The following is a 15105-nucleotide window of genomic DNA, read 5'->3' on the forward strand; positions in this document are numbered from 1 at the left end:
CCCGATCCATCGAGCAATAATTCGAATTGTCACATGCCGCTAAAACCGCCTTCCCTTTTTTCGCTTTTCCCGACGACCGCGGGGGCGGATCTGAGGATGACGCGCGGCCGTACCGGCCGCCTGGTCCTGAGCACGACCTGGGGCCGGATCAGCGGGGTGCGCGCCGCCGGGCCACCGGGGACCGCCGGCGGCCGGGCGCCGCTCCGCCGGGCCGGGCCGCGCGACAGGCGACCCGGCCACCAGACGGCGTCGCCGATGTCCAGGGTGAGCGCGGTGACCAGCACCGAGCGGACGACCATCGTGTCCAGCAGCACGCCCACCGCCACCGCGAAGGCGAGCTGCACGGTCTGGGAGAGCGGCAGCACGACGAGGACGGCGAAGGTGCCCGCGAGCACCACCCCGGCGGAGGTGATCACTCCGCCGGTCGCCTCCAGACCGAGGATCGCGCCGCGCGCCGTACCGTGCCGGTGCGCCTCCTCGCGCACCCGGTGCATCAGGAAGATGTTGTAGTCGACGCCGAGCGCGACCAGGAACACGAAGACCAGCAGCACGAACCCCTGGTCCACCCCGGCGAAGCCGAACAGGTGGGTGAAGGCCAGCGCGCTGATCCCCAGCGTGGCCAGGAACGACACCACGACGGTGGCGAGCAGCAGCAGCGGCGCGACGAGCGAGCGCAGCAGCAGCGCCAGCACCGCGAAGACCACCAGCAGCACCAGCGGGATGATCACCTTGCGGTCGCGCTCCGCGCCCCGCTCCAGGTCGGCGACGAGCGCCGCGTTCCCGCCCACGTTCACGTCGGGTGCGGCCACGGCGCGCAGCCGGTCGCGCAGGGCGAGCACCTCGCGCCGCTCGGCGTCCCGGTCGCCGGACGGGCGCACGGTCACGTTGAGCAGGACGTCGCCGTTGCCGGCCGCGCCCAGCGTGATCGCGGTGACCTCGGGCCGCTGCGCGGTGTCCAGGATCACGTCCCTGACGTACCGCTCCCCGGTGACCACCTGGACCGGGTCGGCTCCCCCCGCCGGGAAGTGCCGGGCCGCGGCCTCCTGCCCGACGACGGAGTCCGGCCTGCCGAGGAACACGTCGGCGTTGCCCAGCCCGCCCTCCCGGTAGGCGGTGAGCCCGGCCGAGCAGACCGCCAGCACCGCGAGAGTGACCGACCACACCCGCCGGGGGTTCCGGGCGATCCCGCGCCCGAGCCTCCCCCAGAACGCGCCCCCGGCCGCCGGACCGCCGTCGTGCGGGCCGGGGTGCGGGTCGTGGTGCGGGATCGCCGGCCAGAACACCCAGCGGCCGCAGATCACCATGACGGCGGGGAGCAGCGTCATCATCGCGAGCATCGCGCCGGTCACGCCGACCGCCGAGACCGGCCCCAGGCCCTTGGTGGAGTTGAGCTCGGCCGCCGTCAGACAGAGCAGGCCCGCCACCACGGTCGCGGCGCTGGCGACGACGGCGGGCCCCGCCCGGCGCAGCGCGACCGCCATCGCCTCGTGCCGGTCGGCGTGCCTGCGCAGCTCCTCCCGGTAGCGGGCGACGATCAGCAGCGCGTAGTCGGTGCCCGCCCCGATGACCAGGACCATCAGCAGCGAGACCGCGACGCTGCTGACCGTGATCACCTCGGCCGCGGCCAGGGCCCGGTTCACGCCCATGGCGACGACCAGGCCGACCAGCACGGTGCCCAGTGGCAGCAGCCAGAGCACGGCGCTGCGGTAGGTGACCAGCAGCACGACCACCGCCACGCCCATGGCGGCCAGCAGCAGGTCGGTGTCCACGGTGGAGAAGACCGCCAGCGCGTCGGCCTGGAAGCCGGCCGGCCCGGTGATGTGCGCGGCCAGCCCGGCGGGCCGCCCGGCGTCGACGACCCGCCGCACCCGTTCGACGACCTGCGCCGTCTCCCGCCCGCCGCGGTCGCGCACGACGACCGCGACCTGGACCGCCTCGCCGTCCCGGGAGCGTTCCGCGGCGAGCAGGTCGATCGTCTTCTTCACCTCCGGGATCCGGAGCTTCTCCTCGACCGCGCGCAGCCCCTCCGGCAGCCGCCCCTTCGCGTCCCGGTACGGTTCCAGCTCCCGGTCCAGGTCTCGGCGGTCGAAGCTCCTGCCGCCGGTCGGCGCGGGCAGCTCGGCGACGACCCCGTCGATCCGGGCGAGCTCCTCCAGGTCGCGGGCGATCGCGGCCTCGTCGGCCCCGGTCACGCCGCCGCGCCGCTCGTAGACGACCGTGGCCGGGGCGAGGCTCTCCCCCTGCATGCCGAGGATGCGCTCGACCGCCCGCGCGGAGTCGGCGCTGCCGGGCAGGTAGGCGGCGATGTCGTCCTTCTGCACCGACTCCAGCCGCCCCGCGGAGGACCCGGCCGCGACGGCGACGCCCAGCCAGACGGCCAGCACCACCCACTTGGCCCGCCGCCCGCACAGCAGGCCGAGCAGCGCGCCGGGCAGCCGACCCGCCGACCGCGCGGCCGACCCCGTGACCGTCCGCACGGCCGGGAGCGCGGCCGTGCGGGTGCCTGGACGGACGCCCGGCCGCCCGGCCGCCCCGGCGTCCGTCCGAGTGGTCATCGGCGGGCGCTCAGCCTGCCCCGCAGGTGGTCGGCCATGGCCGCGACGGTCGGGTGCTCCCAGGCGAGGGTCGGCTCGACCGCGAGCCCGTACTCCGCCTCGATGTCGCCGCACAGGCCCAGCGAGTAGACCGAGTCCATGCCGTACTGGGCGATCGGGACCAGCGGGTCGATCTCCTCCGGCGGCCGTACGACGTAGGCCGCCACCCGGACCCGCAACCAGTCCCGGATGTCCTCCAGGTCGACGGCGACCCCGGCGTCAGCGGACATGCTCACCCTCCCTCTCCCTCCTGCACGCCCCCCGGAGCGGCCCGACCCGTTCCCCCCGCGGCGGCCCCCGCCGCCGCGGGCCCGGCGGTCGCGTGGGCGTCCCGCACTGTTCCGGCGGCGCCCAGTGCGTCCCGCGCGGTTCCGGCGGCGCTCAGGGCGTCCAGGGCGTCCCGTGCGGCTGCGGCGAGCTCGGCGTGCACGACGGGGAGCAGCCCGGTCAGCAGCAGCTCGCGGGTCCGGGAGCGCTGGATCTTGCCGCTGGTGGTCCGGCCCACCCCGCCGCGCTCGACCAGCACCACGCTCAGCGAGCCGACGCCGAACGCGCGGGCCAGCTCACCCTGGACCCGGCGGGCCATCCCGGCCACCGCGTCCCCGTCCCAGGCGTCCCGGGCATCCCCCGCGGCCCCGTCCCCACCGCCGTGCCCGGAACCGTCCGCGTCCCCGGAGCCGTCCGCGTGCCCGGCGCTCCCGCCGAGGCGCTCCCGTCTGACCTCCTGCACCACCACCACGTGCTCGTCCGCGGGACCGTCCTCCGGCTCGACCCCGAAGGCCGCCGCCGCGCCCAGCGCGGGGTGCACCCCGCGGGCCGCCTCCTCCAGGTCCTGCGGGTAGAGGTTGCGCCCCTTGACGATGATCACGTCCTTGATCCGGCCGGTGACGTAGAGCTCGCCGTCCAGCAGGAAGCCGAGGTCCCCGGTCCGCAGGAACGGGCCCTCCCCGGAGGCCGTACGGCCCGCGAAGGCGACGCCGGTGGCCTCGTCCCGCTGCCAGTACCCCCGGGCGACGCTCCCGCCCCGCACCCAGATCTCGCCGACCCGCCCCTCCCCCAGCCGCTCGCGGGTCTCGGGGTCGACGACGTCCACGGTCATGGTGACCGGCCGCCCGCAGCCGACCAGCTCGACGCCCGTCCCGGCGGGGACCGCCTCGTGCCGCTCCAGCGCCGCCGCGTCGAACCGGCGGATCGTCGGCCCCCGTCCCACCGGGGTGGCGGTGATCACCAGGGTCGCCTCCGCCATGCCGTACGCCGGGGCCCAGACCCGCTCGCCGAAGCCGATCGGGCCGAAGCGGCGGACCATGGTGCGCAGCGTGCTGGTGCGGACCGGTTCGGCGCCGTTGAGCGCGAACTTCAGGCTGGACAGGTCCAGGCCGGCCGTCTGGGCGTCGGTGACCCGGGCGGCGCACCACTCGTAGGCGAAGTTCGGCGCGACGGTGTACTCCGCCCGGTAGCGGCTGATCATCTCCAGCCAGAGGGCGGGGCGCATGACGAACGCGACCGGGGAGGCGAAGTACAGGTCGCCGCCGGCGTAGACCGGCTGGAGCAGCATGCCGATGAGCCCCATGTCGTGGTAGTGCGGCAGCCAGCCGACCCCGACGCCCTCGGTGGGCGAGCCGATGGCCCGCCAGATCTCGTTCTCGTTGTGCAGCAGGTTGGCGTGAGTGATCATGACGCCGCGCGGCTCGCTGGTGGATCCGGAGGTGTACTGCAGGTAGGCCAGGGTGTCCGGGCCGATCTCCGGTTCGGTCCACTCCTCCGGTCCGGGCAGGCCGAGGGCGTCGGTGGCGACGCACTCCACCGTGCCGTCGAGTCCGGCCTCGCGCAGCCAGGCTGTCAGCGGGCCGTGGTGAGCCGCGTCGGTCAGCACCAGCCGGACATCGGCGTCCTTGATGATCCCCGCGGCCCGTTCCAGCGCGCGGGGATCGGTCTGCGGGAGCGGCGAGGGCACCGCGACCGCCCGGGAGTACAGGCAGCCGAGGAAGACGGCCAGGAACTCCAGCCCCGCGGGGTGGAGCAGCAGCACCGTCCGGTCCTCCATCCGCCGCCGGGCCAGCCACGCCCCCAGCGACCTGGCCCGCGCGTCGAGCCCGGCGAAGGTCAGCCGGCTCTCGGAGAACTCCCCGGCCCGGTCCTCCACGAAGGTGTAGGACCGCTCGTGCCCGTGTCTTGCGGCCTGCGCGCGTACCCGCTGCACAAAGGACATCTGGTCATCTCCTGCGACGGCGAGACACCCCAACCTAGGAGGATCCGCCGGGCGGTCACAGGTTCGGCCCGCACAAGCCGCAGGCCGGTTTTACGCCGAAAGTTAGTAGCTTCGCCCTCCCCGTCCCGAGCTGATCGGCTTCGGCTCGTGATGTTAGGCTGTCCTCACCGGATATCTGAGCGGTTGCTCAAGTGTTCACAGGATGGATCTCGGAATGGGTCACGGACACGGCCACGGCCACGGCCCGGGTGCCGACCGGCGCCACCTCTCCTGGGCGCTCGCCCTGCTGGTCGTCTTCATGGCGGTCGAGGTGGCCGCCGGCGTCGTCGCCAACTCCATCGCGCTCATCTCCGACGCGGGCCACATGCTCACCGACGCGGCCTCCATCGTGCTCGCGCTCGCCGCGATGAGCATGGCCGCCCGTCCCGCCCGGGGCGCCTACACCTTCGGCTTCAAGCGGGCCGAGATCCTCTCGGCCGCGGTCAACGGGCTGACGTTCGTGATCCTGGTCGCCTACTTCGTCTACGAGGGCGTGCGCCGGCTGATCGACCCGCCCGAGGTCGAGGGCGCGCTGGTCCTCGGCACGGCCCTCGCCGGGATCGCGGTCAACGCGGGCGCCGCCTGGCTGATCGCCCGGGCCGACCGGAGCAGCCTCAACGTGGAGGGGGCCTTCCAGCACATCCTCAACGACATGTACGCCTTCATCGCCACCGCCGTGGCCGGCGCGGTCGTCTGGCTCACCGGCTGGGGACGGGCCGACGCCGTCGCCGCCCTCGTCGTCGCGGCGCTGATGGCCAGGTCCGGCTACCTGCTGCTGCGCGACGCCGGCCGCGTGCTGTTCGAGGCGGCCCCCGCCGGGGTGGACCCGGTCGAGGTGGGCTCCGCGCTCACCGCCCACGCCGACGTCACCGCCGTCGAGGACCTGCACGTGTGGACCGTCACCAGCGGCTTCCCCGCGCTGTCGGCGCACGTGACCGTACGGCCGGGCGGCGACTGCCACCGGATCCGCCGCGAGCTGGCCGACCTGCTGCACGAGCGCTTCCACATCGACCACAGCACCCTGCAGGTCGACCACGTCCCCGGCAGGTCCTGCCGGATCGCCGCCGGCTGACCTCAGACCTCCAGACCTCGAGCTCGAGGCCTCAGGCCTCCAGGCAGACCTGGAACATCCTCGTCAGCCGCTCGACCACGGCCTCGTGCTCCGGCAGCTCGATCGCCTCGGGACCGTAGAGCTGGCGGAACGTGCCGGAGCCGGTGACGAGGGCGGTGGCGACGGCGGCCCGCAGCCGGGCGTCCGCACCGGACAGCCGCGCGGCGAGCGGCTCCATGATCGACGAGTTGACCCGGTCCCGCAGGATGCCGTGGATCTCCGGGCTCGCCGACGAGCGGGCGAGCGCCTCCAGCACCGGGCTGCCCCGGTCGGAGCGGAGCCGCTCGGCGACGTACTCCGCCAGGCGCCGGGGCAGCTCCTCCTCGGGGCCGTCCAGCACGCCGGGGAAGCGCCCCTGCAGGGCGAGCACCTCGGCGAACAGCTCCCGCTTGCTGCCGAAGTAGCGGTTGATCAGGGCGATGTTGGCGTCCGCCTCGGCCGCGATCAGGCGCATCGTCACATGGTCGTAGCCGTGCTCGGCGAACAGGCGCCGAGCGGCCTCCAGAATGCGCCGCCGGGTGTCCTCCCGGCAGCGGCGCCGTCCCTCGTCCACGCGCCCGATCCTTCCAGATTTGACGGAGTAAACAGGCGTCTACTAACTTCATATGCATCGTACATGCAATGGGGGACGGTTCATGCTGACCGAACAACAGGTCCAGGCCGCGGAGAGACCGCACTTCACGCACAAGCAGGTGCTGGAGATCCTGGCCGGGCTCATGCTCGCCATGCTGACGTCGATGATCTCGACGTCCGTGGTGGGCACCGCACTGCCGACGATCGTCGGCACCCTCGGCGGTCAGGACCAGCTCGCCTGGGTGGCCAGCGCCACGCTGCTCACCATGACCGCCTCCACCCCGCTCTGGGGCAAGCTCTCCGACCTCTACGGCCGCAAGCTGATGTTCCAGACCTCACTGGTGATCTTCGCGGTCTCCTCGGTCGCCGCGGGCTTCTCCCAGGACATGGCGCAGCTCATCGTCGCGCGGGCCGTACAGGGCATCGGCGCCGGAGGACTCGCCGCGCTCCCCCAGATCATCCTCGGCGACGTGGTCGAGCCCCGTGAGCGCGGCCGCTACTCCGGCTACATCGGCGCGGTCTTCGGCGTCTCCACCGTCGCCGGGCCGCTGCTCGGCGGCTTCATCGTCGACAGCATGTCCTGGCGCTGGACGTTCTGGATCTGCGTGCCGCTGGCCGTGGTCGCGTTCGCCGTCATCCAGAAGGTCCTCAAGCTGCCGTTCGTCCGCCGCGACGCCAGGGTCGACTGGTGGGGGGCGACCTTCATCACCGGCGGGACCACCGCGCTGATGCTGCTGCTCTCCCTGGGCGGCCAGGAGTTCGACTGGAACTCCGGCTGGACCTACGGCCTGGGCGCGCTCAGCGCCGTGATGTTCGGCCTGGCCGTCCTCGCCGAGCGCAGGGCCGCCGACCCGATCCTGCCGCCGCGCCTGTTCGGCGACCGCACCTTCGTGCTCTCCAGTCTCGCCTCCCTGCTCGTCGGCGCCTCGATGTTCGGCGCCATGATGTTCCTGCCGCAGTATCTGCAGATCGTCAAGGGCATGAGCCCGACCGGCTCCGGCCTGATGACCCTGCCCATGGTCTTCGGCCTGCTCGCCGCCTCGATCGTGATCGGCCGGCTCGTCAGCCGGACCGGCCGCTGGAAGGCCTACCCGATCGGCGGCATGCTGCTCGTCGCGCTCGGGCTGTTCCTGCTCTCCCGGCTGCACGTCGACAGCTCGCTGCTGGTCGTCGGCGTGGACAACGCGGTGATCGGCATCGGCCTCGGCGCCTCCATGCAGATCCTGATCCTGGCCGCGCAGAACGCGGTGCCCCGCAGCGACCTGGCCGTCGCCACCTCGGGCGTGGGCTTCTTCCGCTCCCTGGGCGGCGCGGTCGGCGTGGCGGCCTTCGGCGCGATCCTGTCCAACCGGCTCGGCTCGGAGCTGGCCGCTCTGGCCAGGGCCGCGAACCTGCCGCTGGACAGCGGCGCGTCCTCCACCCTGGGTTCCCCGGAGGCCATCCGGCACCTGCCGGCCCCGGTCCTGGAGGTCATCCTGGAGGCCTTCACCCGGGCCCTGCAGACCGTCTTCCTGGTCGGCGTCCCGATCGCCGTCCTGGGCGCGGTGGCCGTGCTGCTGCTGAAGGAGATCCCGCTGCGCTCCGCGCAGTCCCCCGAGCCCGCCCCGGCCCCGGCTCCGGCCGGCTGACCCCGGCCGGCCCTCCCGCCCGCCTGCCGGTCCGGCGTCTCCACCGGCGCCGGCCGGCCCGCGGCCCACCCGCCCGCGCCCCGGCCCGCGTCTCCGCGGCGGAAGGGCCCGGACCTCTCGTCAGGTCCGGGCCCTTCCCGCGTACGGTTCCCGCGCGGTGCGGGCGAGTCTCAGATGACGTCGCCCCGGGTCGATCCCCCGCTCCGCGCGTGGGTGTCCGTACGGTGGTGCTGCTGCTTGCGCATGCCCGCCAGTCCGAGCAGACCCGCCAGTCCGAGCAGACCCCACAGGCCGGCGTTTCCGCCGTCGTCCTGCTGCTGCTGGGGCTGCGGGGCGGCCGCCGTCGTGAACGCGTCGGCGGACGCGCTCGCCGGGGCGAACGCGAGGAGCACGGCGAGTCCTGTTCCTGCGATGGCCTTTCTCATGGTGATCCCCCGATCTGGAACGGCTCCGCGACGCCGCCGAGCCGCTTTCGCCCATCCCGCAGGGGCCGGTCGCACCCCTGAACAGCACGGGCTACGGAATTTCCGTCTCCGTGTAGTTACCGCCCTCTATAGCACCAAAACATACGAAGCATCCATATTTCACCATGGGTCGCCAGCAGTCCCGGGAGTCGCTCCGAGCCACGCCGCCCCGCAGGCGCTCCGGCCTCGCGTGCCGGTTCACCCCTCGGGATCCGGTGACGCGGCGGAGGCGGGGATCGCCGCCATCATCGACACGAGAGGGTCCTGCCGGTAGCCGAGCCGCACGTGGTCGGGCTGGACGGAGAGGGTGAAGTCGGGAGAGGGGGCCAGCGTCCGCTCCAGTTCCGGAGTGATCACCGGGACGGTGGTCCGGAACCCGCAGCGGCGGAGCCGCCGGAGCCAGGCGACGGTGGGCTCATGCCGTTCGTACCGGCTGCGCTCGTCGACGGCGCCGACGATGTCGATGATCTCCCGGCCGAAGAAGCTCTTCATGGCGTCCTGCTCGGCGCGGGTGAGGGGGGTGGCGTCGATGGCCTCGAAGAGCGTGCCGAACATCCGCCACGAGTTGGCGAAACGCTCCGGCAGGCTCGCCCGGTGGTGGTCGGAGTCGGGTTCGCACAGCGCGACGGCGGCCGGGGCCAGGGCGCGCAGGCGGTGCAGGAACACGTCTCGCGCGTCCTGCCCCGGGTGCCTGTCGACCATGTGGTGCAAGGCGAACGAGGCCGTCGCCAGCAGCGGGCGCGGTGACCGGCCGATCAGCGTCCAGGCGTCCTCGTCCAGTTCCTCGGTGGCGGCGGGCACGGCGTGGAAGGTCACCTCGATCCCGTGTTCGGCGCCGGCGCGCTTCAGGTTGATCTCGGCGGCGGCCAGGCTGTCGGCGGCGGGATCGACGCCGATGACGACCAGCCGGCGCAGGGGCAGGCCCCCGGCGGCGGCCTGGGCCAGCAGGGCGCCCTCCTGGTGCCCCTGGCCGATGCCGATCGACAGCACGGTCGCGGCGGCGTGCCCCCGCAGGTGGTCCAGCAGGTGCGCGTTGGCCAGCATGCCCACACGCACGAAAGGCAGATGCTCGGTGAGCAGGCGGAACAGGTCGATCTGCGGCTGGTCGTACCCCCGCAGGTAGATGTTCTCGCCGCGGTGCCCCTCGACGCGGCCGGACAGTCCCGCCAGATAGTAGGCGGCCAGCATGTCCCGGGCGTCGGCCTCGGGATCGAGGACGGAACGCACCCGCGCGAGCAGCGTTCTCAGGTCGTGCTCCCGGTTCTGCTCGGCGGCGGCCGCCGCCAGGCGGAGCAGGGTGAAGGCGGACGATCTCATCTCGGTCACTCCTCGGTAGGTCGGTTCGGCGGCACCGCCACGCCGATGCCGCCCGCATGTCGTCCCCATGCAGAAGGTCCCTAGGTTGGCCCGGGTCACAGCATTCGGCCCCGTGCAGGGGACTCGCCACGAGAGGGCCGCGACGGCCACGCGGTCGCGGCGCCCCTCCCAGGACAGGGATCGCCATGGAGTACGTACTGGTCTGCTGCCGTCTTCTGATCGGCGTGGTCTTCGTGTTCTCGGCGGCCGGCAAACTACGCGGCCGCGACGCGTACGCCTCCTTCCGGGCCGCCGCCGGTGAGCTGGCGCCGCGGGTGCCGCTGCTGCCGCGACGCCTCGTTCCCCCCGCGGTCGTCGCCGGTGAGCTGGCCGCGGCCGTGCTGCTCGCCGTTCCCGCCGCGGCCGGCGCCGGGTTCGCGATCGCGGTGGTGCTGCTGGCCGCGTTCACCGTCGCGATCGCGGCGGCCGTGCGTTCCCGTCGGCGGGTCTCCTGCAACTGCTTCGGCTCCCCGTCCGCACCGGTGGGACCCGCCCAGCTCGTCCGGAACGGGATACTCCTGACCGCTTCGCTGGCCGGGACGGTGCTCGCCTTCACCACCGCCTCCCCGGAGCTGGAACCGGCCGGTGTCGCGGCGGCGGTGGTCATCGGCCTGACCGGAGCCGGCCTGGTCCTGCTCACCGAGGAGATCGCCGAGCTGTTCCGGCCGCTCGCCTGACCGCCACGGCGGGTGCCGGTGGCGGTCAGGCGTCGGAACCGGGGATCGCCGTCCCTCTACACCGGCGGGCACCCGCTCGGGCCGGTGAGCGCGACGCGGCTCCGGGGCGCCGGCCTGCGGCCGGCCGCCCGGCGGGGGCGCACGGTCACGGGATGCGCCGAACCCGGCCCCGGAGCCACCGGGCCGCGAACCGCGTCGTCATCCCGGCGGAGCACGGAGAGATGCAGCTCACGCAGCTCGGCGGAGAGGTCCAGCCCCAGCCGGTCGCCGAGCGTCGCGGTGGCACGGTCCCATGCCGAGATCGCCCCCGCCGCGTCGCCGCCCAGGTAGTAGGCGCGCATCAGGTGCGCCCAGGAGTTCTCCCGGAACGGCGCGGCGGTCAGTATGTCGAGGATCTCCGGGACGAGCTCGATCGTACGGCCGCGGCACAGGCGGGCCTCCACCAGTCGTTCCCGCGTCGTCAGATGCAGCTCGTCGAAGGCGGCGAACCGGGCTCTCAACCGCTCGGAGGCGGTGCAGTCCTGTCCGATGGACCCCTGCCACAGCTTGAGGGCTTCGGCGAGGGTCGCCTCCGCCGTGCTCACGGACCGCGCACGCAGCTCGGCGAAGCCCCGGTCGGTCAGCCGCTTGAACCGGATCGCATCGACCTCCTCGGGGGCGGCCAGCAACCGGTAGCCGCCCCCGCCTCCCCGCAGCGTGCCCAGCCGCTCACGCAGGCCCAGCGATGCCAGCTGACCGCGCAGGCGGGCCACGTGCAGCCGCAGATTCTTGCGCGCGGAGTCGGGCGGGCTCTCCCACAGGGACCCCATCAGCTGCTCCACCGTGACGAAGCGCCCCTCCTCGAGGAGAAGCGCGGCGAGCAGCCCCCTGATCGGGGCGGAGGCGATGACGAGAGACGTGTCGGCGTTCTCGACCTGGACACGTCCCAGCAGACGGAAGAACATCGTCGAGACCTCTCCTCGGTGTTCGATCGGACGGTTCCCGAAGCGACCGGTCGCGGGGGGATGTCTCCCGGGTGCCTCGCCACACGCGTCGGCGGGCCGCCCCCTCCGCACGTGCTCCTCCAGGATGGAGGAGAGGTCTGCGGTGATCCTGAGTGATGACTACTCAAATCGAGACGATCCGTGCTCATCCGGGATGGCGGGCGTGCCCGCCGCCCCGCCGGTTCACACGCTCGTGCGGCCGAGACGCTCGGCCAGTTCCCCCCGGGTCGAGACGCCCAGCTTCACATAGACGCGGTGCAGGTGGTTGTCCACCGTCCTGACGGAGATCGTCAGCTTGGCCGCGACGTCCTTGCTGGCCAGCCCCTCGGCGGCCAGGATCGCGACCTCCTTCTCCCTGGCCGTGAGCGGCATCACCGCACCGGCCGTCCGCAACACGGGTGTCCGCGCGCCCTCGCATCGGGCGGCGTTCACGGCCGACCGCGCCGCGGCGGCGGAGGCCTGCCGGGACCGCCCGGAGCCGCGCCACAGCTCCGCCGCCGCGCCCGCCGCCTCCGCCGCGAGCAGGCTCGCCCCCATCCGGTCGAAGTCCCCGGCCACCGCCGACAGGCCGTCCGGGTCACCCGAGGCCAGCGCGGCCGCCAGCCGTGCCCGGGCGGCCGTGAAGGGCCCCCCGGCCCTCGCGAGCTCCGCGAGGCGGCCCGCCGCCTCGGCGGCGCCCCCCAGCCGCGCGAGGTCCGTCAGGAGCACGGCCTCGGAGGAGAACTGGCCCCGCTCCCGGGCCTCGGCCGCCGCCGCCCTCAGCACCGCCCTGGCCTCCCTCTGCTCCCCCCTCGCCACGTGCGTCCACGCCTCGCCGAGCCGTTCCTCGGGCACGTGCACCGGCACCGCGAGCCCGGCGTGCTCGGCGAGGGCGGCCTCCGCCGCGCGCACGTCCCCCTGCAGCGCGGCGGCCGCCGCGAGGCCGGTGAGAGCGAGCGGACGGATGATCACCCCCTGGGGACGGGTGTCGTGCACGATCTCCGCGTACCAGCGGCGCGCCGAGGCCGGACGGCCGGCCAGCCAGGCGTTGCGGGCGAGAGGGAAGGCCAGGAGCGTGCGCTGCCATCCGGTCGGCGCCCCGCCCGGGTCGGTGCAGGCGTGCTCGCCGGCGGCGCGGGCCTCCTCCAGACGTCCGCTCTCGCTCAGGGCCAGGACGAGGGCGGAGCGCGCGGCCGCCTCCTGCGGGCCGTGGTCTCCGCCCTCCTCCCTCGCCTTCGCGCACAGGGCCACGGCCCGCTCGGCCCAGCGCACCGCCTCCTCGCCGCGCCCCATGAAGGCCAGCCCGCTGGCCCTCGTCGCCGCGGCGGCCGTCCACGTCACCGCGCCCGCGACGTCGCCCGCCGGCGGTTCCTCCTCCGGCATGCCGTCGAGCAGGCCGAGGCTCTCGGCGTGGTAGCCCAGGCTGGAGAGGATGTTGGCCTCGTTCACCCGCAGCACCCACAGGCCCGCCGGGCTGGTGACGCGGTCGCGCGCGGCGTCGTTCGCCGCGACGGCCTCCTCCCGGGCCGCGCCGCGGCACCACATGAGGTTGTGCGTGCGCGCCAGCGCCACCGCGAGCGCGCGGCGCTCCGTGGCGGCCGCCCCGTCCGCCCTGCGCAGCGTGTCCTCGGCCTCCTGCGGCCGGCCCGCCTCCGACAGCGTACGGCCGAGCAGGAGCAGCGCCGGGAAGGTGAGGCCCGCCTCGGGAATCGCCCGGAGGAAGACGAGCGCGCGGGCGTGGTCGCCGCCGTGCGAGGCGAGCCGGGCGGCCTGGAGGAGGAGGGCCGGATCGGCGGTGCCGGTGCCTGCGAGCCGGTAGGAGGCCAGGCGCATGGCGTCCTCCCGGCGGCGCGAGCCGGTCCGTTCCAGCCTGTCCGCCTGCTCGCGCAGGATCTCCCGGCGGCGCGGCTCGGTGACGTCCGCGGGCAGTACCTCCGCGTAGAGGGGGTGCGCCAGGCGGGCGTACGCCCGGCGTCCCTCCCGGACGGTGGTGACGAGTCCGGCCCGCTCCAACTCGTCCAGGACGTCGGCGCCGGGCTCGCGCTCCAGGTCGGCGACGGACACCGGGCCGCACAGCGCGAGGACGTCGAGGACGCGGCGGGCGCGCGGGGCCACCGTCGCGAGCCGGTGGCGGATCAGGTCCGTGAGACGGCGGGTGACCGGAAGCGGCTCGGCGGTTGCCAGCCGCCAGATCTCCCCGTCGTTCGCCAGCCTGCCTTCGGCCAGCGCACCGCGCACCAGTTCGCCCAGGTAGAGCGGGTTTCCGCCGCTCGCGGCGTGCAACCGGTCGACGGTCTCGCGGTGGACGTGCCCGGCCAGGGCGGCCTGGAGGAACCCGTTCGTCTCCCGCCACGTCAGCGGCGCGAGGTCCGCGTGGTGGACGGCGTCGCCCCGCCCGAGCGTCACGACGCTCTCCGCGGACGAGGCGCCCGAGTGCACCGTGCCGAGCAGGAAGACGGCGCCGGTCTCCATGAGCTGGCGCAGCAGCAGGGCCGAGGCGGAGTCGAGCAGGTGCAGGTCGTCGATGAGCAGGACGAGACGGGCCGCCGCGGTGTAGGCCCGCGACATGAGCCGGACCGCGGTCGCGAAGCCCGCGACGGGGTGCGACAGGTCGACCCCGTCCGGCAGCAGATGGGCTATCGCCCCGAGCGGGATCTCGGCCGCCGCGCCGGTCGCGGTGGCGCGGCCCACGGCGTGCCCCCGCAGGCCGGCGACGGCGAGGCACTCCTCCGCCAGCCGCGTCTTGCCGACGCCGGCCTCACCGAAGACGAGGAAACCGCTGTAACCGGTTTCATTCAGGACCGCCTCGAAGGCCTTCAACTCCGCGTCGCGGCCCACCAGGGACCACCGTCTCGGCACCACCTCAGCCGTCGCCACCGCGGATCTCTCCTTCCATCGGACAATCGAGCGTGTCGTGCGGGGGCCGGTCGGCGAGGCCGGCCGGAGACGCCCCCTGATTGTCCGCCGGAATCCGGCGACGAGGGAAGGAAAGGCGAGAAAAGGACGCCGCAGGATCTCTGAGTGATCCGAAATCTCTGAGTGATCCGAAACCCCGGGCGTTCCTCATCCTTCCTCCCTCAACCACCACCGGCCGCATCGGGCAGGTCCGAGTACCCGCTCGGGCCGACGCCCGTCCGGGGCAGCCGACGAGAGGCGAGGCCCCCCCGACGACGGGTAGATTGACCAGGAAGACCGCGCCCCACCGGAAGCGTTCCAGCAGGAGGCCGCCGGCCACCGGCCCGATCGCGAACTCCGCCGCGAACGCGGCGGCGAAGATGCCGATGGCCTGAGACCGTCGCCGCGGGGTCAGTGAACAGCTCGCTGAGCACCGCCAGCGCCGACGGCAGGGTCGCGCCCGCCACCCCCATCATTCCTCGGGCGACGATCAGCAGTTCGAGGTTCGGGGCGAACGCCGCCGCCGAAGCCGCCCCGAACACCGCCGCGCCGATCATCAGCAGCGAGCCGACGGCGAAGCCGTAGACGTCGAGGATC

Annotated in this window: 12 protein-coding genes; 3 read left to right on the forward strand and 9 right to left on the reverse strand. The window is 73.9% G+C overall.

The genetic code is table 11. The features are described 5' to 3' along the window. Positions 1-29: 29 nt before the first annotated feature. The 3 genes from HS048_RS26750 to HS048_RS26760 are packed head-to-tail and all read right to left on the reverse strand — an operon-like array spanning position 30 to position 4803. Entirely contained in the window at positions 30-2555 is a 2526-nt protein-coding gene (locus HS048_RS26750) for an MMPL family transporter (RefSeq protein ID WP_196469021.1), read from the reverse strand. After that, the gene (locus HS048_RS26755) at positions 2552-2824 is read right to left on the reverse strand and encodes an acyl carrier protein (RefSeq protein WP_196469022.1); all 273 of its coding nucleotides are present in this window, start codon (positions 2822-2824) and stop codon (positions 2552-2554) included. The genes HS048_RS26750 and HS048_RS26755 overlap by 4 nt, the downstream gene beginning before the upstream one ends. Positions 2825-2826: 2 nt before the next feature. Continuing rightward, positions 2827-4803 carry a fatty acyl-AMP ligase gene (locus tag HS048_RS26760; protein WP_196469023.1) on the reverse strand — a complete coding sequence of 659 codons (1977 nt, stop codon included), beginning with the start codon at positions 4801-4803 and terminating at the stop codon, positions 2827-2829. Positions 4804-5017: 214 nt separating this feature from the next. Between HS048_RS26760 and HS048_RS26765 the strand changes: the two genes are divergently transcribed. Next, on the forward strand, positions 5018-5914 hold the full coding sequence (locus HS048_RS26765) for a cation diffusion facilitator family transporter (protein ID WP_230881895.1): 897 nt from the start codon (positions 5018-5020) through the stop codon (positions 5912-5914). 31 nt (positions 5915-5945) lie between these two features. Here the strand turns inward: HS048_RS26765 and HS048_RS26770 are convergent, their stop codons facing one another. Next, on the reverse strand, positions 5946-6506 hold the full coding sequence (locus tag HS048_RS26770; RefSeq protein WP_196469024.1) for a TetR family transcriptional regulator: 561 nt from the start codon (positions 6504-6506) through the stop codon (positions 5946-5948). 82 nt (positions 6507-6588) lie between these two features. Here HS048_RS26770 and HS048_RS26775 point away from each other — a divergent pair, with 82 nt between their 5' ends. After that, positions 6589-8154 (forward strand): MDR family MFS transporter, encoded by a 1566-nt coding sequence (locus HS048_RS26775; protein WP_196469025.1) that lies wholly within the window; start codon positions 6589-6591, stop codon positions 8152-8154. Positions 8155-8324: 170 nt separating this feature from the next. Here the strand turns inward: HS048_RS26775 and HS048_RS26780 are convergent, their stop codons facing one another. Together HS048_RS26780 and HS048_RS26785 are read right to left on the reverse strand one after the other, a co-directional pair. Continuing rightward, positions 8325-8579: a WGxxGxxG family protein gene (locus tag HS048_RS26780; protein WP_196469026.1), complete on the reverse strand. Its 255-nt coding sequence runs from the start codon at positions 8577-8579 to the stop codon at positions 8325-8327. A 237-nt stretch (positions 8580-8816) separates the two neighbouring features. Continuing rightward, positions 8817-9935 (reverse strand): GRAS family protein, encoded by a 1119-nt coding sequence (locus HS048_RS26785; protein WP_196469027.1) that lies wholly within the window; start codon positions 9933-9935, stop codon positions 8817-8819. A gap of 185 nt (positions 9936-10120) precedes the next feature. On the opposite strand from HS048_RS26785, the gene HS048_RS26790 reads away from it, so the two are divergent. Beyond that, the gene (locus HS048_RS26790; protein WP_068895810.1) at positions 10121-10651 is read left to right on the forward strand and encodes a MauE/DoxX family redox-associated membrane protein; all 531 of its coding nucleotides are present in this window, start codon (positions 10121-10123) and stop codon (positions 10649-10651) included. A gap of 56 nt (positions 10652-10707) precedes the next feature. On the opposite strand, the gene HS048_RS26795 is transcribed toward HS048_RS26790, so the two are convergent. From HS048_RS26795 to HS048_RS38975, 3 genes are all read right to left on the reverse strand, one after another. After that, the gene (locus HS048_RS26795) at positions 10708-11595 is read right to left on the reverse strand and encodes an AfsR/SARP family transcriptional regulator (protein ID WP_068895812.1); all 888 of its coding nucleotides are present in this window, start codon (positions 11593-11595) and stop codon (positions 10708-10710) included. 222 nt (positions 11596-11817) lie between these two features. Further along, positions 11818-14490: a LuxR C-terminal-related transcriptional regulator gene (locus HS048_RS26800; RefSeq protein WP_196469028.1), complete on the reverse strand. Its 2673-nt coding sequence runs from the start codon at positions 14488-14490 to the stop codon at positions 11818-11820. Continuing rightward, positions 14477-14923 carry a hypothetical protein gene (locus HS048_RS38975; protein WP_307832706.1) on the reverse strand — a complete coding sequence of 149 codons (447 nt, stop codon included), beginning with the start codon at positions 14921-14923 and terminating at the stop codon, positions 14477-14479. Before HS048_RS38975 ends, HS048_RS26800 begins: the two co-directional genes overlap by 14 nt. Between the last annotated feature and the right edge of the window lie 182 nt (positions 14924-15105).

Origin of the sequence: Planomonospora sp. ID91781, assembly GCF_015711595.1 — a bacterium.
In the GTDB taxonomy this organism is placed as follows: Bacteria; Actinomycetota; Actinomycetes; order Streptosporangiales; family Streptosporangiaceae; genus Planomonospora; species Planomonospora parontospora.

Bases quoted from the DNA above. Each gene is read 5' to 3' on its own strand.
- HS048_RS26750 (WP_196469021.1), bottom strand. From the start codon at position 2,555: ATGACCACTCGGACGGACGCCGGGGCGGCCGGGCGGCCGGGCGTCCGT.
- HS048_RS26755 (WP_196469022.1), bottom strand. From the start codon at position 2,824: ATGTCCGCTGACGCCGGGGTCGCCGTCGACCTGGAGGACATCCGGGAC.
- HS048_RS26760 (WP_196469023.1), bottom strand. From the start codon at position 4,803: ATGTCCTTTGTGCAGCGGGTACGCGCGCAGGCCGCAAGACACGGGCAC.
- HS048_RS26765 (WP_230881895.1), top strand. From the start codon at position 5,018: ATGGGTCACGGACACGGCCACGGCCACGGCCCGGGTGCCGACCGGCGC.
- HS048_RS26775 (WP_196469025.1), top strand. From the start codon at position 6,589: ATGCTGACCGAACAACAGGTCCAGGCCGCGGAGAGACCGCACTTCACG.
- HS048_RS26780 (WP_196469026.1), bottom strand. From the start codon at position 8,579: ATGAGAAAGGCCATCGCAGGAACAGGACTCGCCGTGCTCCTCGCGTTC.
- HS048_RS26785 (WP_196469027.1), bottom strand. From the start codon at position 9,935: ATGAGATCGTCCGCCTTCACCCTGCTCCGCCTGGCGGCGGCCGCCGCC.
- HS048_RS26790 (WP_068895810.1), top strand. From the start codon at position 10,121: ATGGAGTACGTACTGGTCTGCTGCCGTCTTCTGATCGGCGTGGTCTTC.
- HS048_RS26795 (WP_068895812.1), bottom strand. From the start codon at position 11,595: ATGTTCTTCCGTCTGCTGGGACGTGTCCAGGTCGAGAACGCCGACACG.